Origin of the sequence: Candidatus Planktophila versatilis, from assembly GCF_002288105.1 — a bacterium.
Classification (GTDB): domain Bacteria; phylum Actinomycetota; class Actinomycetes; order Nanopelagicales; family Nanopelagicaceae; genus Planktophila; species Planktophila versatilis.
This window is the reverse complement of the sequence record NZ_CP016774.1, coordinates 803,676-822,454: the sequence shown is the minus strand read 5'-3', so window position 1 is coordinate 822,454 and position 18,779 is coordinate 803,676. Positions and strand designations below refer to the sequence as shown.

Below are 18,779 nucleotides of genomic sequence, written 5' to 3'. Positions count from 1 at the left end.
AGAGTGATATTAGCATCCCATTCTGTGAGACGCAATTGAGTGAACGCAAAGATGAGGAGCACCAGAGATTATGGGTAAAACACTCGCGGAGAAGATTTGGGATGACCATATCGTTCGGAGCGCAGAAGGTGAACCTGATCTGCTCTATATCGATCTGCATCTGATTCATGAAGTAACAAGTCCACAAGCTTTCGATGGTCTGCGTCTTGCGGGTCGGCCAGTTCGTCGTGCCGATCTGACAATTGCAACCGAAGATCACAACACGCCAACGCTAGATATTCTCAAGCCGATTGCTGATCCGGTTTCAAAGTTGCAGATCGATACTTTGCGCAGCAATGCGAAAGAATTTGGTGTCCGTCTTCACTCACTGGGAGATGCCGACCAAGGTGTAGTTCACGTTGTTGGCCCGCAGCTTGGAATTACCCAGCCAGGCATGACTATTGTTTGTGGAGATTCACATACTTCCACCCATGGTGCATTTGGCGCAATCGCATTTGGTATTGGTACCTCAGAGGTAGAACACGTTCTTGCAACACAGACGCTGCCATCACGTCGACCAAAGACAATGGCTATCAATGTCGAGGGAACACTCAAAGCTGGCGTGAGTGCGAAAGATATTATTCTTGCAATTATTGCCCAGATTGGTACCGGCGGCGGCCAGGGATACATCATTGAATACCGCGGTTCTGCAATCCGAGCACTGTCTATGGAAGGCCGCATGACGGTCTGCAACATGTCCATTGAAGCCGGAGCGCGTGCGGGGCTAATCGCACCAGATCAGAAGACATTTGATTACATTAAGGGAAAGCCACATGCACCGGAGGACTTCGAGAGCGCTCAGAAGTATTGGCAGAGCTTGTTTACCGATGCTGATGCCAAGTTCGATGTTGAAATCACAATCAATGCAGATGAGCTAGAACCATTTGTTACATGGGGTACTAACCCAGGACAAGGGCTACCGCTGAATGCATCAGTACCAAACCCGGCAGAAATCAAAGATGCCGAAGAGCGTGGAGCTGCCGAACGCGCTCTGCAATACATGGGACTCGTGGCTGGAACACCACTGAAGAAGATAGCTATTGACACTGTTTTCTTGGGCTCTTGCACCAATGGCAGGATCGAAGATCTACGCGCTGCTGCTTCAATTTTGGAAGGCAAGAAGATTGCAACCACGCTACGCATGCTGGTAGTTCCTGGCTCTGAACGAGTACGTCAGCAAGCAATGACGGAGGGGCTAGATAAAGTCTTCACCGATGCCGGCGCTGAATGGCGTAATGCTGGATGCTCCATGTGCCTTGGCATGAACCCAGATCAACTTGCCGTTGGAGAACGTTCGGCATCTACATCTAATCGAAACTTTGAAGGGCGACAAGGAAAAGGTGGACGTACTCACCTGGTCAGCCCATTAGTTGCTGCCGCAACAGCTATTCGCGGCACACTTTCATCACCGGCAGATTTGTAAGAGAGGCTAAGAAAATGGATAAGTTTATTAAGCACACTGGAACCGGAGTTCCGCTACGTCGCAGCAATGTTGATACCGATCAGATCATCCCGGCTGTCTATTTAAAGCGTGTGACACGTAGTGGCTTCGAAGATGGTCTCTTCTCAGCTTGGCGCTCAGATCCTGAATTTGTACTTAATAAGCAAGAGTTCAAGAGCGGCACCGTGCTTGTGGCCGGGCCAGAGTTTGGAACTGGATCCTCACGCGAGCATGCAGTGTGGGCTTTGCAGAATTACGGCTTCAAGGTAGTGATCTCTAGCCGCTTTGCAGATATCTTCCGAAACAACTCCCTCAAAGGCGGATTATTGACCGTCATAGTTCCACAGGCGGTCGTTGACGCTCTCTGGGATGCCATCGAGAGCGAGCCAACCACTGCAATTACCGTCGACCTTGAGGCGCGCACAGTTTCCTATAACGCCATCACAGTGAGCTTTGAACTCGATGATTACACCCGCTGGCGCCTCATGGAGGGGCTAGATGACATCGGATTAACGTTGAAGCACACTGATTCCATCGACGCTTTTGAAGCAAAGCGCCCGGCATATAAGCCAAAGACGCTACCCATACGGATTTAAACCCACTTCACGTGTGAAAATGAGCGTGTAGTAATGCTTTTTTCCAAGGGGTGAGTGGGATGTGTAAAACCCTCAATTAAAGAATGAGAGTTTTTTACGCACAAATAAGCAATTTTTAGGGAAATAATTCGTTGCGACACGCGCGCGTTAATAACGCTCTCACCCCATGAATAGGTTTATGTTTTACGCAGTTAGGCAAAAGCTTAATTATTTAAGCGTAAAACTTCTCATTAAGGGGAAACTGAATGAATAAGGCCCAGTTCATCGCTGCGTTGGCCCCACACTTCAACGGCAGCAAGAAAGATGCAGCACACGCTGTAGATGTAGTTTTTGACACAATCGTTCGTAACATGTCAGCCGGAAACGACGTCATGATCAACGATTTCGGTAAGTTCAAGAAGGTTGATCGCAAGGCACGTATGGGTCGTAACCCATTCACCGGCGAGACAATCAAGATCAAGGCGTCAAAGAAGGCACGTTTCCTTCCTGCAAAGGCACTCAAGGAAATTATTGCTGGAGATCGCAAACTTGGTCCAGCTCCTAAGCCAGAAGTTAAGGCAGCACCTAAGGCAGCAGCGAAGAAAGCTGTAGCTAAGAAGAAGGTTGCTAAGAAGAAGCCAGCAGCTAAGAAGAAGGTTGCTAAGAAGGCTCCTGCAAAGCGCAAGCCGGCAAAGAAGGCAGTTAAGAGACGTTAATTCTTAACACTTTTCACAAGAAGGAGTCTTGCGAAAGCAAGGCTCCTTCTTGCTTTCCCCGTTACCATAGCGAACATGGCAGAGTTCAAGCTTTCTTATGAACCGCCACGCGGTTATCCCCTTGGCACAAATCTCACATACAAAGTTTTTGCAGCTATTTTGATCCCAATTTTCAATCTCTTCATGAGTCGAGATTGGAAGGGTGCGCAGAATATTCCGGCTGATGGCAGAGTCATCGTCGCAAGCAATCACATGTCTTATCTCGATGTCCTAGTCTTCACGCACTTTCTTTTTCGAAATGGCAGAGCCCCTCGATATCTTGGCAAGGTTGGGGTTTTTCGAGTTCCTGTGGTTGGCAAGATTCTTTTAGCATCTGGTCAGATTCCGGTGGAGCGAGAAACTATCGATGCTAAGAATGCAGTCGATCATGCAAAGATTCTGCTGGAGTCCGGACATATGCTCGGTGTTTATCCGGAAGGAACTCTTACCCGAGATGGGCAGATGTGGCCCATGATTGCCAAGACGGGGTGCGCGCGACTTGCGCTAGAAACAGATACGCCCGTCATCCCGATTGCGCAGTGGGGATCTCAACTTGTCGTTCCGAATTACACCAAGCGAGTAAAACTCTTTCCGCGCAAGACAATCATCATCAGAGCTGGCAAGCCGGTCGATCTCTCGCCTTGGAAAGGAAAGCACGAGGACCCCCAGGCGCTGATTGAAGCAACAGCTAAAATCATGCGAGAAATTACCGTCCTGCTCGAGGATATTCGTGGTGAGAAGCGACCTGAAGTAATCTTTGACCCGCACACATCAGATCTTCCACGGATAGGTAACTTTAAGAAGAAGAGAGCATGAGCAAAGTAACTGTTTTCGGTGCCGGCGCCTGGGGTTCAACCATGGCGCAGGTCTTAAGTGATGCGGGAAATGAAGTACTCCTTTGGGGTCGCAGTGAATCTGTCATCTCAGAAATCTCCACCGCTCATACCAATGTGAAGTATTTGGGTAGCCACATACTGCCCGATGACATCATTGCGACTACCAGTCTGGATGATGCATTCGCGTTCTCGCAGATGTATGTGCTGGCCATACCTGCTCAAGAAATCCGGGCAACGCTGGAAGATTGGAAGGCTCGCTTTCCATCGGACTGCACCATTGTGAGTACCCTCAAAGGAATTGAAATAGCCACTCAAATGCGTATGACCGAGGTTATTGAAGACGTTCTTGGCGCACATAAGATTGCAATCATTACCGGACCTAACTTGGCCGATGAACTTGTGCTTCGTCAGCCCGCCGGCGCTGTTGCTGCGGCAACGTCGCAAGTGCTAGCTGATCAGATTAGAGAGTTATTTCGCACTCCCTATTATCGTGTCTATACATCAACTGATGTCATGGGCTGCGAACTTGCTGGCGCCATTAAGAGTGTTATCGCACTAGCGGTTGGGCTATCGATTGGCATGGGCTTTGGCGAAAATACCCAAGCGATGTTAATTACCCGCGGGCTAAATGAAGTCGCACGATTATGTGCAGCCCACGGCTCTGATCCATTGTCTGCCGCCGGCTTAGCGGGCATGGGAGATCTTGTTGCCAGTTGCGGCTCGCCACTTTCGCGCAATAGAACATTTGGTGAAGTCATTGGTCGCACAGGTTCTATGAGCGCTGCCCGCGCACAGATGGTGAAAACTGTCGAAGGCGTTGCATCATCGAGTGCCGTACTTGAAATTGCCCATCGCGTGGGTATCGAAGTTCCCGTAATTGAAGCAGTAGCTGACATTGTGAGTGAAAAACTCACTCCAGAAGCAGCGTTACAAAGATTGATGGAGATAACCACCAAGGCTGAAAACTTCATCCGATGACACAACGCGTAGCAATCATTTGTGGTGGACGTAGTAGCGAGCATGAAATTTCTTGTATCTCCGCCGGGGGAGTCCTTGCCGCCATTAATCGCACAGCCTATGAACCCATTCTGATTGGAATTACCAAAGAAGGCTCATGGGTTTTGATTCCAGAAGATCACACCATGGCAATCGTTAATGGCGTTCTTCCATCTGTTCCACAGAACGCTCCAGCAGTTGTTGTCGATGTTGCCGGATTTTCTAGCGGTGGAAAAGATTTGAAGATAGATATCGTTTTTCCGCTTTTGCACGGTCCATATGGTGAGGATGGAACTATTCAAGGACTGCTTGAGATGGCAGATATGCCATATGTGGGTTCTGGAGTTCTTGCATCGGCTGTGGCGATGGATAAATCATTTGCCAAGCCAATATTTGCTTCCCACGACATTGCAACTGTTCCGGGAATAGTCGTTAAAGAAGGTGCCTGGAAATCTAGCGCGGCTGCTATTACGAAAGAGATTGCAGGTCTGGGTTATCCAGTATTTGTTAAGCCGGCACGTGGTGGATCTTCGCGCGGGACAACAAAGGTAAAGAGCGCCGACCAGTTACCAGCTGCAGTTGCCGAAGCCCACCGCTTTGACTCGAAAGCAATGGTGGAAAAGGCGATAGTTGGCTCTGAGATTGAATGCGCTGTCCTAGAAATTGATGGTGCTCCGCAAGCCTCGGTTGCCGGAATGATTCATATCGATTCTAGATTTGAGTTCTATGACTTTGAAGCAAAGTACTTAGATGGTGCAACCTCGATAGAACTTCCAGCACCTATAGATAGCGCAATCGCAGAAAGAATCCGTAACTCTGCAATCAAAGCATTTTTAGGACTTGGCTGTTCTGGCCTTGCCAGAGTTGATTTCTTCCTGAGCGAAAAAGGTGAAGTGATTATTAATGAGCTCAATACGATGCCTGGATTTACCGCCACTTCAGTATTTCCAAAGATGTGGGCTGCAACGGGAATCGGATATTCCGAAGTTATTACGCATTTGTTAGAGGGCGCGCAAAAGCGCACCAATGGGGTGCTGGGTAATTAATTAGTTACTGGACAAGTAAGTGTGCGAGTAATACCTGGAACCGCTTGCACCTTCGAGAGAATTGCGCGTCCAAAATCTTCCATCGATGGCGACTCTGCGCGCATGATGACATCGTATGGACCAGTAACGCCTTCAGCGAGTGAAACTCCTGGGATTAACTTGATGGCATTAGCAACGGATGAGGCCTTGCCTACCTCAGTTTGAATCAAGATATAAGCCTGTATAGACATTTGAGTTCCTTTCGCTTCGCCCTAACGTTATCTCATGTCATAGGCTTATGGCTATGGGGTTTAGTGAAGCGGATGTGATCTCCGTACTTAAGGAAGTTTTTGCAACCACTGACCCCCGTCTGCTTGTTGGAATTGGCGATGACGCTGCTCTCGTTCAGGGCGCAGAGCGTCAAGTGATCACAACCGACGTTGCTGTTGCAGGGGTGCATTTTCGAACCGACTGGTCATCACCCTTTGATATCGGGCGCAAAATTACCGCAGCTAATGTTGCCGACGTTCTGGCTATGGGTGCTACCTGTGATTACCTAGTTGCTGCAGTGACCCTTACGGGCACCGAGGATTTAACTTGGATTGAACAACTTGCTCGTGGCATGAAAGCTGAGGCAGATCGTGCGGGAGCATTGATTGCGGGTGGAGATATTGCTCGCTCATCGGTGATAACGATTGCTATGACAGCAGTGGGTCGCAGTGATGCGCCCATACTTCGCAGTGGCGCCCGCGCTGGTGATGACATCTTTATCTCCTCACTTACTGGCTGGTCTGCTGCAGGTCTTGCACTGCTCTCGAAAGAGAAGCCACCTGCAGGAGCAATTGCCACAAAAGCGATTTCAGAATTTTCTGCTCCCACACTTGATTACGAATTGGATTTTTCTCAGGCAAGCGCACTTTGTGACATCAGTGATTCACTTCTGATTCAGGCCCAGCAATTGGCTGCGGCATCAGGTGTGTGCCTGCACTTTGAGACTGAGTTCTTTCAAGAGATAGAAGAGTTTGCAGAGCTACAAAAACTAGCAATTGATAGCAGCTGTGATGTGTGGGATTGGGTCTTAGGTGGGGGAGAAGATCATGTATTTCTTGCAACCGGTAAAGACTTACCCGGAGTACGCGTAGGAAGAGTTATGTCAGGTTCTGGAATTTCGGGGATAGAAATGAAAAAGGCCCCAGTTTCCTGGAGCCATTTCAATTAAAAGAATTTAACGGGTGACTTTGCCTGCCTTAAGGCATGAAGTGCAAACGTTCTGACGCTTTGATGATCCGCCTACTAAAGTCTTTACGCGCTGAATATTTGGATTCCAACGGCGACGTGTCTTCACCTGTGAGTGTGAAACGTTATTGCCAAAGCTTGGTCCCTTGCCACAGATGTCGCATGAAGATGCCATGGGTGGTTCTCCTTCTAGATTAAACGCTCGTAATCGAACAGGGCGTAAGGGTAGCAAGAGGGGCGGCTTTGGGCGAATCCGGTGAAATTTATGCTCAAAGCACACGCTCTTAAATCAAGGCGGATTGCAACCGAGGCGAGAGAATGTCGCCATGGCAACCCTGGACTCGAAACTAGTTGGAGTATTGGGTGATCGCACAACAAAGGTATTGCGAGATTTATACGGCTATCTCACGGTTGGGGATTTACTTCATCACTACCCGCGTCGCTATTTAGTGCGCGGGGAACTTTCAGATATTTCTGAGCTTAATGAGGGCGATGAGGTAACTATTCTGGCTGAAGTATTTAGCGCCAGTAGCCGGCGACTGCAGGGAAGAAAAGGCAACATTCTTGAAGTCATTGTTACTGATGGAAGTGCGAAGTTATCGCTCACCTTCTTTAACCAAGCATGGCGTGAGAAAGATTTAAAGATTGGTAAGCAAGGACTCTTTGCCGGCAAGGTGGGAGTCTTTAACGGCAAACGTCAGCTTGCTCATCCAGATTATGAGTTGATTGCCGATGGCAATGACGTTGATGCTGCGGTGGAAGGTTTTGCAGGCAAGTACCTGCCTATGTATCCAGCAAGTTCAAAGATGCCGTCTTGGAAAATTGCTCAATGTATTGAATTAGCAATAGGCGCACTCGATGACGTTCCTGATTTCCTTCCCGAATTAATACGCGAAAAGTATGGATACCCAACGCTCCATCAAGCTCTGGTACAACTACACAATCCGGCAGATCTCGATAGCGCAGAGAAGGCACGAGAGCGACTCACCTACGATGAAGCGTTCTTACTTCAATTGTTACTACTTGCACGACGGAAAGAACTTAAAGGTCTTGATGCGGTAGCCCGAGCAGTCACAGCAGATGGACTCCTAAAAGAATTTGATTCAGCTCTGCCCTTCGAACTTACCGCGGGACAGCGCGCGGTTTCGGCAGAGATTGAGAATGATTTAGCGCAGCCGCATCCGATGAACCGACTGCTGCAAGGTGAAGTAGGTTCAGGAAAGACAATTGTTGCGCTGCGCGCAATGCTGACTGTCATTGATAACGGGGGACAGGCGGCGCTGCTTGCACCCACTGAAGTCTTAGCTGCGCAACATCTGCGCACCATTCAGACCCTACTTGGTCCTCTAGCCCATGGCGGAATGTTAGGTGGGTCAGAGAAAGCAACTCATGTCACGCTGATTACCGGATCACAGAGTGCGGCATCGCGCAAAGAGGCGCTGGCGCAGGCAGCATCAGGTGCGGCCGGAATTGTGATTGGCACTCATGCACTTCTTGGGCAAAGCGTTGAGTTTAAAGATCTAGGTTTAATTGTGGTCGATGAACAGCACCGTTTTGGTGTTGAACAACGCGATGCGCTTAAAGGCAAAGCAGTTACGCCACCACATTTATTGGTCATGACTGCAACACCAATTCCACGCACAGTTGCCATGACGGTATTCGGAGATCTCGATGTATCAACTCTGCGCGAACTTCCACTTGGACGACAGCCAATTACAACGCATGTTGTGCCAGTCTTAGAAAAACCTGGCTTCCTGGAACGTGCGTGGGAGCGAATTCGCGAAGAAGTATCACAAGGGCATCAGGCCTACGTTGTCGCACCTCGCATCGCAGCCGGCACATCAGAGGATGCGGATATTGATTTTCTGATGGGAGAAAGTTCATCCACATTGGCATCAGTAGAAGACCTCGGCCCACTTCTTTCCGGGGGTGCCCTACAAGGACTTAGTGTTGCGCCCTTGCATGGAAAGCAGGCCTCCGAACTTAAAGATGCCACCATGAAAGCATTTAGCAATAAAGAAATTGATGTTCTAATTTCAACGACTGTTATTGAAGTAGGTGTGGATATTCCCAATGCCACGGTGATGGTCATCATGGATGCCGATCGATTCGGTGTTTCACAACTCCACCAATTGCGTGGTCGCGTGGGTCGAGGCACTTCACCTGGACTATGTCTGCTTGTGACATCAGCACTTGCGCAAACTCCAGCACGTGAGCGGTTAGAAGCGGTAGCGGGCACTACCGACGGCTTTGAACTTTCGCGCATTGACTTAGAGCAAAGACGTGAAGGAGATGTATTAGGTGCCAGTCAATCTGGCTCACGATCACATCTGCGATTACTGCGCGTTTTGCGGGATGAATCAATGATTGAGCAGGCCCGTGAAGATGCATCTAGAATTCTCGATGGAGATATCAAGGAGTATCCACTTCTTGAAGCTGAACTTGCCCAGATACAAGCAGATGCCGCTGCTGAATTTATAGATAAGGCTTAACTATGAGAATCATTGCCGGTCGTGCAAAAGGGCGAAACATCGATGCCGTTGCATCTGCCACACGTCCAACATCTGATCGTGCGCGCGAAGCGCTCTTCTCAACGCTTGCCTCAGAATTTGGAGATTTTGATGGATTGCATGTTCTCGATTTATACGCTGGTACCGGAGCGATTGCGCTAGAGGCGCTTTCTCGAGGAGCATCAGTTGTTCACGCGGTGGAAAAAGATGAGCCCGCAGCGCAAGCGATTGAGAAGAACTACGAGAATATCAAGAGCGCACAATGCCCTGGAATGTTTCATCTATACACCATGGGCGTAAATCGATTTTTGCAAGATAAGGCACAGTGGCAATATCACTTCGTATATGTAGATCCTCCCTATGACCTCGATGACCTTGATGTGGTTGAAACTCTGATCCAGCTTGTCTCTGGTGGCTTCTTACATCCACAGGCACTGATTGCAGTAGAGCGAAATAGCAGAGTGCGTGAGATTTCCTGGCCCGATGGACTTGAGCAAGTACGTGAAAAGAATTACGGCCAAGCAACTATTTTCTATGGTTCTCCCACGCCTGAAGATGCGGAAAATGGATAACAACTCGAATCATTGCTAGCGTTTGCACTATGAGACGCGCCGTTTGTCCCGGGTCATTTGATCCCATCACCTTTGGGCATTTAGATATTATCGAGCGCGCCAGCCATCAATTTGATGAAGTAATCGTGACCGTCTTTGTGAACCGTAAGAAAGCAGCGCTCTTCACTATTGAAGAGCGGATGCAGATGATTCAGCAAAACGTTGCAAAGTTTAAAAATGTCCGTGTTGACTCTGGGGACGGACTCCTCGTTGAATACTGCAAGGCAAACAAGGTGCAGGCAATCGTGAAGGGCTTGCGCGCGGTCACAGATTTTGATTATGAGTTACAGATGGCTCAAGTGCACACCCAAGCTTCGGGTGTGGAGACCATGTTTATGGCAACTTCGCCAACCCATTCATTTTTATCGTCATCGATTGTCAAGGAGCTTGCTCACTTTGGTGGAGATGTTTCAACCATGGTTCCGGAAAATGTTCATCAAGCACTCAAAGCACGAGTAGGAGCATCAGAATGACAATGGATTCAATAGAGAAACTTAATACCGCGATTGCGATGATTGAAGAGGCACGTGGTGTGCCACTTTCTGCCTCCTGTGTTGTCCATCGTGGGGAGATGTTGGAAATTTTGCAGAGTGCCCGTGACTTTCTCCCAGTTGATTTCTTAAGTGCCGAAGCCATCTTGCAAGATCGTGATCGAATTATTGATGAGGGTCGAAATAGCGCTGAAGCGATGATTGCAACGACACGTGAAGATGTCTCACGAATGATTGAGCAAACTTCAATTGTGCAGGCGGCACGCGATGAAGCCCAGAGAATTCTCGATGATGCTCGCGCAATAGCCGAAGATGAGCGACGTGAGGTCGAGGCATATATTGACGCTCGCCTTGCCACCCTAGAAGTCATTCTTAATAAGACTCTCGATGCAGTGGCTCGCGGACGCGAACGACTTGAAGGTGCGGGCGATAACGACGTTTTATCTCAGCTAAATTCTGATCGCTAGCAATCAAGAGGACTAATTTAGATGAATAGAAATACCGAACCTTTCATGCTCAATACTTACGAGCTTGCTCGTCGTGCCGGAGAGATGAAGGAATATCAACTTGATATTGCGGCCAATGCGCGTATTGGAGTGCCGCTGATTGCAGTTCCAGAAGGCGATGTCATTGAAGTTGACGCCCGGCTTGAGTCAGTGACTGAAGGAGTTCTTCTCAGCGCTGATATTTATGCGGTAGCTCAAGGAGAATGTATTCGCTGCTTAGACCCAGTTGAAGTTGTCATCGACCGAAAAATTCAAGAGCTTTATCGATACGAGCCTACAAATGAAAAAGGTCGCAAGAAAAAGCGCGTAGAAGAAGATATTGATTTAGAAGATGTTGAAGAGTTGCAGATGGAGGGGGACCTCATGAACCTTGAGATTCCCATCATCGATGCAATTATTCTCACTCTGCCGGTGAACCCGCTCTGCTCCGAAGAGTGCCTGGGCTTATGTCCTGATTGCGGGGAAAAGTGGGAATCCCTTCCAGAGGACCATGCCCATGAAGTCATCGATGCTCGCTGGTCGGGTCTTGGAAGCCTGGATTTTGGCAATTAAGCAGATATGGGCGATACTTAGCCCTATCGCAACACCAGCTAGCGGATCTAGATTTGCAGCAATCAAGTAGCCATCAAGATTAAGGAAGATTACCGTGCCAGTACCAAAGCGAAAAATGTCTCGTTCAAAGACACGTTCCCGTCGAAGCATGTGGAAGACAACTGCAGCGGCTCTTTCAACTTGCCCACAGTGCCAGCAACCAAAGCTCAACCACGTTGCGTGTCCAACATGCGGCACATATAACCGCCGTCAGGTTCTAGAGGTCTGATCTGTACTCAAACCTTCTTAAGCAATTAGGGATCGAACTTTCTCCAGAACTGCTTGAGTTAGCCTTTACCCACCGTTCCTTTGCTTATGAAACTGGAATATCAACGACCAATGAGCGCCTGGAATTTTTAGGTGACTCTGTTTTAGGCCTGATCGTCACCGAAGAGCTCTATGTTAAATATCCAGATCTTGATGAAAGTCGTTTATCTCCACTGCGTTCAGGCATAGTCAATATGCGCGCACTTGCAGATATCGCGCGAACTCTCGAACTCGGAAAATATATCCGTTTGGGCAAAGGCGAAGAAGTCACAAATGGCAGAGATAAAAACTCTCTTCTTGCTGATGCACTAGAAGCCTTAATTGGCGCTATTTATCTTGAATGTGGATTTGAAAAATCAACTACCGTGGTTCGCCAATTGATTAAAGAGACCCTCGATAGTGCAATGTCGAAAGGCGCCGGACTTGATGGAAAGACCGCGCTGCAAGAGTTATTAGCCGCGCAAGGCAAGGGATCTCCTGAATATCAAGTCAGTGAAACAGGTCCAGATCACGATAAGAGTTTTACTGCAGTTGCACTAGTTGCAGGTGCTGCGATTGCAGAAGGAAGTGGAAAAAGTAAGCGCGAGGCAGAACAATCAGCAGCCCGCACCGCTTTGGAAATTCTTTCTCTACTCGAGCCTTAAACCCTCAAGTTCAACTTGACCCGAGTCGCTTTTATACCAAAGGCGCACACACCGGTAGGTTTACCGCGTGTATTTGAAGAGTCTGACACTTAAAGGGTTTAAATCCTTTGCCTCTGCCACCACTCTTCGACTCGAACCCGGGATCACCTGCGTGGTCGGACCTAACGGCTCTGGAAAATCTAACGTCGTTGATGCACTCACATGGGTGATGGGCGAGCAGGGCGCAAAATCTCTGCGTGGTGGAAAGATGGAAGACGTTATCTTCGCCGGAACATCTGGCCGAGCGCCGCTTGGTCGCGCTGAAGTTGCAGTCACTATCGATAACACCGATGGCGCGCTACCGATTGAATACACCGAAGTAACTATTTCTCGCATCCTCTTTCGCAATGGACAGAGTGAATACCAGATCAACGGTGAAGCATCACGACTTCTCGATATTCAAGAGCTATTAAGTGATTCCGGTATTGGCCGTGAAATGCACGTCATCGTTGGGCAAGGCCAACTGGATGCAATTTTGTTGGCAACACCGGAAGAGCGACGAGGATTTATTGAAGAAGCTGCCGGTGTTCTTAAACATCGTAAACGTAAAGAGAAAGCGATTCGCAAGCTTGACTCCATGCAAGCAAATCTTGCGCGCGTTAATGACCTCACCGTTGAACTCAGGCGTCAACTTCGTCCGCTTGGCAAACAGGCAGAGGTCGCCAAGAAGGCAGCCACCATCCAGGCAGACCTCCGTGATGCAAAGCTGCGATTGCTGGCAGATGATTACATTGCAATGTCAAAGACCCTCGATGCAGAAGTTGCAGATGAGAATGCCCTACGCGAACGCCGTTCTCTAGTTGAGACAGAACTCGACAGAGTTCGTCGCCGAGAAGAGGAACTTGATGCCACCTCAGCTTTTGAGAGCCCGCTATTAATTAGCGCACAAGAGAATTTCTATTCATTAAGTGCGCTGCGTGAAAAATTTAGAGGCACGCAATCACTTGCGCAAGAACGTTCACGATTCTTAGCTGAAGAAGCAGAGGAAGCTCGTAATGCTGGGCGCGATCCGCAAGCTCTTGACCAAGAAGCTGCGGCGCTGCGCGTTGAAGAATCTCGACTTCGCGCAGAAGTTGCTCAGGCGCAGAGTGCACTCACGCAAGCAACAACTCTCTTGGGTACTGCCGAGGCAGCGCTCAAGTCCGAGGAAGACACCATTGCTGCGGCGATGCGCGCAATTGCTGATCAACGTGAAGGCACAGCGCGTCAAGAAGGACATATCAAATCTCTGGCGGCGCGACTAGATGCAATCACAGAGGAAATTTCACGTGTTCAAGCTGCACGCACGGAAGCACAATCCCGGTTAGATATTGCAAAGGTTGATTACGCTAGATTTGAAATGGAAATCGGTAACGCCGATGCCGGAGAACAAGGCCTCGACTCTGAATTTGAGGTTGCAAAGAGCGCACTTGATGCGGCGAAGAAATCTCACGAAGAACTCATTGATGCCGAGCGAGCAGCTGACCGTGAGCGAAATGCCCTTGAATCAAAGCTGGAGGCGATTCGTATTACCTCGCAATCGCGCGATGGCGCTGCAGAATTGGTACGCGATTCACGTGGCGTGCAGATTCTGGGAAGTATCGCTTCTCTCATTGAAATTGATAAAGGATGGGAAGCTGCAACGGCTGCCGCACTCGGGGGACTGGCAGATGCAGTAGTTGTAAAAGATCTTTCTTCTGCAGTGAGCGCTCTGACAACACTTCGCCGTGAAAATCTCGGGCAAGCAGATGTGCTGGTCTATGAATCTGGCCAACAATCTGCGACTTCTACCCCTAGTGGCCTCACCTCTCTTCTTGGCCACGTTCGCTCAAACCAAATTTCTGAACTCTTAACATCACTTCTATCAACAACAGTTGTGGCCGATAACCCATCTGAAGCCGAAGGCATTTTGCGTCAACACAAGTCAGTCACTGTGGTTACTCGTGATGGTGATGTATTTTCATCACACCGCGCACGAGGAGGTTCCGCCTCTTCTCGTTCACTCATTGAAATCTCCGCACTTGTTGCCGACCTGGGTGCGAAGCTTGAAGATATCAACCATAAGAGTGACCGCTTAAAATTTGAGATTTCTAGTGCTGTGACTGAGGTAGAAAATAGGCAATCTACTTTTGATTCAGCCGTTGCTAAGCTCAATGAATCAGATGCTCGTATTGCTGCGCTGACCGAGCAATTAGCGGTTTCAGGCCAGAACATTAAGTCGGCAGGGGCAGAGGTAGATCGCCTCACAGTTGCAATCAATGAAGCGACTTCTGCTAAGTCTCGTGATGAGAATGAACTAGTTATTGCTCGCACGCAAATGCAGCAACATGGTGAGATAACCGAGCCGGATCACTCAAGTGTGGAGGAGATTCGCAACTCTGTCTCACAGGCTCGAACAACTGAAGTTGAGGCACGATTAGCTGTGCGTACATCTGAAGAGCGAGTCACATCAATCTCAGCGCGCGCGTTAGCACTAGAAGAATCAGCGCAAGCAGAACGCGATGCCTCTGAACGCGCGGTATCGCGACGTGGAGCCAGAGCTAGAGGTGCCATTATTTCTCAAGCAATCGCTGAAGCGGCCTATGAAGTTCTCATTAAAATTGAACGTTCTATTGCAAAAGCACAGACTGAACGTTCCCGGCTAGAGACAAACCGTTCTGATCGAGAAGGTGAAACGCTGACTGTGCGCGCACGAAATCGCGAACTGACATCTGAACTCGACCAACTCACTTCGAGTGTTCATCGTGATGAGATAGCGCGCGCAGAACAACGCATGCGAGTAGAAGCACTTGAGATTAAGGCAGTTGAGGAACTGGGAATAGATATTCCAACTCTGATCAATGAATATGGCCCTGATAAGGATGTGCCTACATTTATCGAAACTGAGTCAGGTGAAATTGTTGCAACCGAACTGATTCCGTACCGCCGTGATCAGCAGGAGAAGCGACTCGCTGCAACTGAGCGTTCGCTCACACTGCTGGGCAAGATAAATCCGCTAGCTCTTGAAGAATATAACGCCCTGGAAGAACGTCTTAAGTTTCTTGCTGAGCAGCTAGAAGATCTAAAGAACACTAAGAAAGATCTGCTGGATATCATCAAGGAAGTTGATGATCGCGTGCAAGACATATTTATGCAGGCTTATGAAGAAGTGGCTGAACACTTTAAAGATATTTTTGCCCGACTATTTCCAGGTGGCGATGGTCGACTCTTCCTGACTAACCCGGATGATTTACTCAATACTGGAGTCGATGTGGAAGCGCGTCCGCCAGGTAAGCGAGTCAAGCGTCTCTCACTTTTATCGGGAGGCGAGAAGTCACTTACTGCAATCGCTATGTTGATTGCTATCTTTAAAGCGCGCCCAAGTCCGTTCTATGTACTCGATGAGGTTGAGGCCGCACTCGATGATGTGAACTTAGGTCGTCTGCTAACAATCTTGGAAGAGTTACGCCAAAGTTCACAGTTGATCATCATCACCCACCAGAAGCGCACCATGGAGATAGCCGATGCGCTCTATGGCGTGACAATGCGTGGAGATGGCGTGACTGAAGTGATTTCACAGCGTTTACGTGAATCTGAAACCGCGTAATCTTCTAGCCGGTTAACGATGGGTCTATTTAATCGTTTAGTGGCCAAGGTCCGCGGAACTTCCACAGCATCAGCACTCGATTGGTCTGAGATTGAGACCGAACTGCTCTCATCAGATTTAGGCCCATCACTGGTCACAGAATTGTTGGCGGCCGCGAAGAAGATGCGCGGAGATGATGCAGAAGCTGCGATTAAAGAGATTCTGCGTGGTAAATTTTCGGAGAAGTCTCGTGCGCTAGCCGATGGAGATGGCCTTCAGATCATTGTGATTGTCGGCGTTAATGGAACGGGAAAAACCACCTCGGTTGCCAAATTAGCAACACATCTACATTCGCAAGGAAAGTCCATACTCCTTGGAGCAGCCGATACTTTTCGCGCCGCAGCTGTTGAGCAACTAACAACATGGGGTCAACGCATCGGTATTGAAACTATTTCAGGAAAAGAAGGAGCCGAGCCGGCATCGGTCGCCTTTGATAGCGCTAAACGTGCATTAGAAGTTGGTGCTGATTTTCTTCTGATAGATACTGCTGGACGACTTCATAATAAGAGTGCGCTCATGGATGAACTTGGCAAGGTAAAGCGAGTTGTTGGAAAGGTTGCACCGATCTCTGAAGTTCTCCTGGTTATTGATGCGACCACTGGACAGAACGGTCTTACGCAGGCAAAAGTATTTAGTGAAGCTGTTGATGTCACCGGACTGATACTGACCAAGCTCGATGGAAGTGCGCGCGGTGGGGTAGCACTGGCTATCGAAAGCGCTCTGGATCTACCCATTAAGTTCATCGGGACTGGGGAAGGCGCCACTGATTTCACCCCATTTGACCCCGAGAAGTACCTAGAAGGCTTGCTCGCGTAACCCACTTGTAACAATTGGGGCGTATTTGTGACACACCCTTAACCTGCAAATCCATCTCCTGTAATGCGCCGGAGGCATCTTTGCCTCATCTCAACGACGAGTATCTCAATCGTAGGTAATGGATTCCGATAGAAGGAATTCGGAAATGGACTCGATATGGAAGAAGTAGTTCTTAACAGCGGTGACACCGCATGGATGCTGGCAAGTACAGCCCTCGTGCTTTTGATGACTCCAGGCTTGGCATTTTTCTATGGCGGAATGGTTCGCACGAAAAGTGTTCTTAACATGATGATGATGTCGATGGTGACAATCGGAATCGTGAGCGTTCTTTGGGTTATCTATGGTTTCGAATTAGCCTTTGGATATAAATCAGATTCACCTTGGTATGGTGGAATCGGACTCAGCGGCCTTGGTGGGCAGGTAAATGAGCTCGCCAATAACGGCGGCGTGTATCCAATTCCAGTTCTCGTATTTGCGGCCTTCCAATTAATGTTTGCAATCATCACCCCAGCACTTATCTCTGGTGCCATTGCTGATCGTGCAAAATTCACTTCATGGGCAATCTTTGTAGCAATCTGGTCAACAGTTGTCTACTTCCCAGTGGCTCACTGGGTCTTCGCATTTGGAAACAAGATTGGCGACACAATCACTAGCACCGGATATCTCGCAGGTAAGGGAGTCCAAGACTTTGCTGGTGGAACTGCCGTTCACATCAATGCCGGCGCTGCAGGTTTGGCACTTGCAATCGTTCTTGGAAAGCGCATCGGGTGGCGTAAAGAATCAATGCGTCCACACTCATTGCCACTGGTAATGCTTGGCTCAGGTTTACTGTGGTTTGGTTGGTTTGGCTTTAATGCTGGATCTTCCCTTGCTGCAAATGGAATCGCAGGACTTGCCTTTATGAATACTCAGGTCGCAACTGCGGGTGCAGTAATCGGTTGGCTCTTAGTTGAAAAGATTCGCAATGGACATGCAACATCATTGGGTGCGGCGTCAGGTGCGGTTTCAGGTCTTGTAGCCATCACACCAGCGTGTGCATTCGTTGCTCCTTGGGCTGCAGTGGTGATCGGTTTCATCGCCGGAATCCTCTGCTCACTTGCAGTGAGCCTGAAGTACAAGTTCGGCTTCGATGATTCACTCGATGTCGTAGGCGTTCACCTTGTTGGTGGCATCTGGGGTTCACTAGCAATCGGTCTATTCGGAGCTAGCGCTGTCAATAGCATCGGACTAGATGGAATCTTCTATGGTGGTGGAACTGCGCTGCTAAGCAAGCAAGCACTAGGTGTTGGTCTAGTACTTGCGTACTCATTCATTGCAACTCTGATTATCGGATATGCAATCGAAAAAACTATCGGCTTCCGTGTCACACGTGAAGTTGAAATCGAAGGCATCGACCTCAAGGAACATGCTGAATCTGCTTATGAACTAGCTAGCTCATCACGTGGAGGTGCATCACTATGAAGTTGATTACCGCAATTCTCAAACCGTTCAAGTTAGATGAAGTAAAAGATGCTCTGCAAGCAGCAGGCATTAACGGCATGACTGTCTCTGAAGCCAGTGGCTTCGGACGCCAGCGTGGTCATACCGAGGTCTATCGTGGTGCTGAATACACCGTTGACCTCGTTCCAAAAGTCCGTCTCGAAGTTCTTGTAGATGACAAGGATGCGGCATCAACCGTGGATGTCATCGTCAAAGCTGCATCAACAGGATCTATCGGTGATGGAAAGGTTTGGACAACTCCAGTAGAACAGGTCGTGCGCGTTCGAACAGGAGAGCGTGGACCTGAGGCTATCTAGG

The 18,779-nt window shown here is 48.9% G+C and carries 20 protein-coding genes; 18 read left to right on the top strand and 2 right to left on the bottom strand.

Features of this window, described 5'->3' with window-relative positions; genetic code table 11:
• The first annotated feature begins 70 nt into the window (after positions 1-70).
• The 6 genes from leuC to A1sIA79_RS04170 all read left to right on the top strand — a co-directional run bounded on the left by leuC (position 71) and on the right by A1sIA79_RS04170 (position 5,688).
• Complete coding sequence (leuC, locus tag A1sIA79_RS04195) at positions 71-1,462, top strand: 3-isopropylmalate dehydratase large subunit (RefSeq protein WP_095674969.1); 1,392 nt, start codon at positions 71-73, stop codon at positions 1,460-1,462.
• A gap of 14 nt (positions 1,463-1,476) precedes the next feature.
• Positions 1,477-2,076, top strand: a complete 600-nt coding sequence (gene leuD / locus A1sIA79_RS04190; protein WP_095674968.1) for a 3-isopropylmalate dehydratase small subunit — start codon at positions 1,477-1,479, stop codon at positions 2,074-2,076.
• Between the two features lie 245 nt (positions 2,077-2,321).
• A complete protein-coding gene (locus A1sIA79_RS06980; RefSeq protein ID WP_095674967.1) occupies positions 2,322-2,771 on the top strand; it encodes an HU family DNA-binding protein in 450 nt (149 codons plus the stop codon).
• 75 nt (positions 2,772-2,846) lie between these two features.
• Positions 2,847-3,626: a lysophospholipid acyltransferase family protein gene (locus A1sIA79_RS04180; protein WP_095674966.1), complete on the top strand. Its 780-nt coding sequence runs from the start codon at positions 2,847-2,849 to the stop codon at positions 3,624-3,626.
• Positions 3,623-4,624 (top strand): NAD(P)H-dependent glycerol-3-phosphate dehydrogenase, encoded by a 1,002-nt coding sequence (locus tag A1sIA79_RS04175; RefSeq protein WP_095674965.1) that lies wholly within the window; start codon positions 3,623-3,625, stop codon positions 4,622-4,624. Before A1sIA79_RS04180 ends, A1sIA79_RS04175 begins: the two co-directional genes overlap by 4 nt.
• Positions 4,621-5,688, top strand: a complete 1,068-nt coding sequence (locus tag A1sIA79_RS04170) for a D-alanine--D-alanine ligase family protein (protein ID WP_095674964.1) — start codon at positions 4,621-4,623, stop codon at positions 5,686-5,688. The genes A1sIA79_RS04175 and A1sIA79_RS04170 overlap by 4 nt, the downstream gene beginning before the upstream one ends.
• Here A1sIA79_RS04170 and A1sIA79_RS04165 read toward each other — a convergent pair.
• Complete coding sequence (locus A1sIA79_RS04165) at positions 5,685-5,918, bottom strand: Lrp/AsnC family transcriptional regulator (RefSeq protein ID WP_095674963.1); 234 nt, start codon at positions 5,916-5,918, stop codon at positions 5,685-5,687. The genes A1sIA79_RS04170 and A1sIA79_RS04165 overlap by 4 nt on opposite strands.
• Positions 5,919-5,971: 53 nt before the next feature.
• Between A1sIA79_RS04165 and A1sIA79_RS04160 the strand changes: the two genes are divergently transcribed.
• Complete coding sequence (locus A1sIA79_RS04160; RefSeq protein ID WP_095674962.1) at positions 5,972-6,886, top strand: thiamine-phosphate kinase; 915 nt, start codon at positions 5,972-5,974, stop codon at positions 6,884-6,886.
• Positions 6,887-6,892: 6 nt separating this feature from the next.
• On the opposite strand, the gene rpmB is transcribed toward A1sIA79_RS04160, so the two are convergent.
• Positions 6,893-7,078 carry a 50S ribosomal protein L28 gene (gene rpmB, locus A1sIA79_RS04155; protein WP_095674961.1) on the bottom strand — a complete coding sequence of 62 codons (186 nt, stop codon included), beginning with the start codon at positions 7,076-7,078 and terminating at the stop codon, positions 6,893-6,895.
• A gap of 151 nt (positions 7,079-7,229) precedes the next feature.
• On the opposite strand from rpmB, the gene recG reads away from it, so the two are divergent.
• The 11 genes from recG (at position 7,230) to A1sIA79_RS04100 (ending at position 18,778) form a co-directional block, all read left to right on the top strand.
• Positions 7,230-9,395, top strand: coding sequence for an ATP-dependent DNA helicase RecG (gene recG, locus A1sIA79_RS04150; protein WP_095674960.1), 2,166 nt, complete (start codon positions 7,230-7,232; stop codon positions 9,393-9,395).
• Positions 9,396-9,397: 2 nt separating this feature from the next.
• Positions 9,398-9,985, top strand: a complete 588-nt coding sequence (rsmD, locus tag A1sIA79_RS04145) for a 16S rRNA (guanine(966)-N(2))-methyltransferase RsmD (RefSeq protein WP_095674959.1) — start codon at positions 9,398-9,400, stop codon at positions 9,983-9,985.
• Between the two features lie 29 nt (positions 9,986-10,014).
• Positions 10,015-10,497: a pantetheine-phosphate adenylyltransferase gene (gene coaD / locus A1sIA79_RS04140; RefSeq protein WP_095674958.1), complete on the top strand. Its 483-nt coding sequence runs from the start codon at positions 10,015-10,017 to the stop codon at positions 10,495-10,497.
• A 2-nt stretch (positions 10,498-10,499) separates the two neighbouring features.
• On the top strand, positions 10,500-10,982 hold the full coding sequence (locus A1sIA79_RS04135; RefSeq protein WP_095675495.1) for an ATP synthase subunit B family protein: 483 nt from the start codon (positions 10,500-10,502) through the stop codon (positions 10,980-10,982).
• Positions 10,983-11,003: 21 nt separating this feature from the next.
• On the top strand, positions 11,004-11,573 hold the full coding sequence (locus A1sIA79_RS04130) for a YceD family protein (protein ID WP_095674957.1): 570 nt from the start codon (positions 11,004-11,006) through the stop codon (positions 11,571-11,573).
• 94 nt (positions 11,574-11,667) lie between these two features.
• Positions 11,668-11,841 (top strand): 50S ribosomal protein L32, encoded by a 174-nt coding sequence (rpmF, locus tag A1sIA79_RS04125; protein WP_095674956.1) that lies wholly within the window; start codon positions 11,668-11,670, stop codon positions 11,839-11,841.
• 49 nt (positions 11,842-11,890) lie between these two features.
• On the top strand, positions 11,891-12,523 hold the full coding sequence (gene rnc / locus A1sIA79_RS04120; protein ID WP_236856100.1) for a ribonuclease III: 633 nt from the start codon (positions 11,891-11,893) through the stop codon (positions 12,521-12,523).
• A 67-nt stretch (positions 12,524-12,590) separates the two neighbouring features.
• On the top strand, positions 12,591-16,127 hold the full coding sequence (gene smc / locus A1sIA79_RS04115) for a chromosome segregation protein SMC (protein WP_223298322.1): 3,537 nt from the start codon (positions 12,591-12,593) through the stop codon (positions 16,125-16,127).
• An 18-nt stretch (positions 16,128-16,145) separates the two neighbouring features.
• Complete coding sequence (gene ftsY / locus A1sIA79_RS04110) at positions 16,146-16,982, top strand: signal recognition particle-docking protein FtsY (protein WP_095674954.1); 837 nt, start codon at positions 16,146-16,148, stop codon at positions 16,980-16,982.
• Positions 16,983-17,138: 156 nt separating this feature from the next.
• Complete coding sequence (locus tag A1sIA79_RS04105) at positions 17,139-18,443, top strand: ammonium transporter (RefSeq protein WP_095674953.1); 1,305 nt, start codon at positions 17,139-17,141, stop codon at positions 18,441-18,443.
• On the top strand, positions 18,440-18,778 hold the full coding sequence (locus A1sIA79_RS04100; RefSeq protein ID WP_095674952.1) for a P-II family nitrogen regulator: 339 nt from the start codon (positions 18,440-18,442) through the stop codon (positions 18,776-18,778). The genes A1sIA79_RS04105 and A1sIA79_RS04100 overlap by 4 nt, the downstream gene beginning before the upstream one ends.
• The last annotated feature ends 1 nt before the right edge of the window (position 18,779 follow it).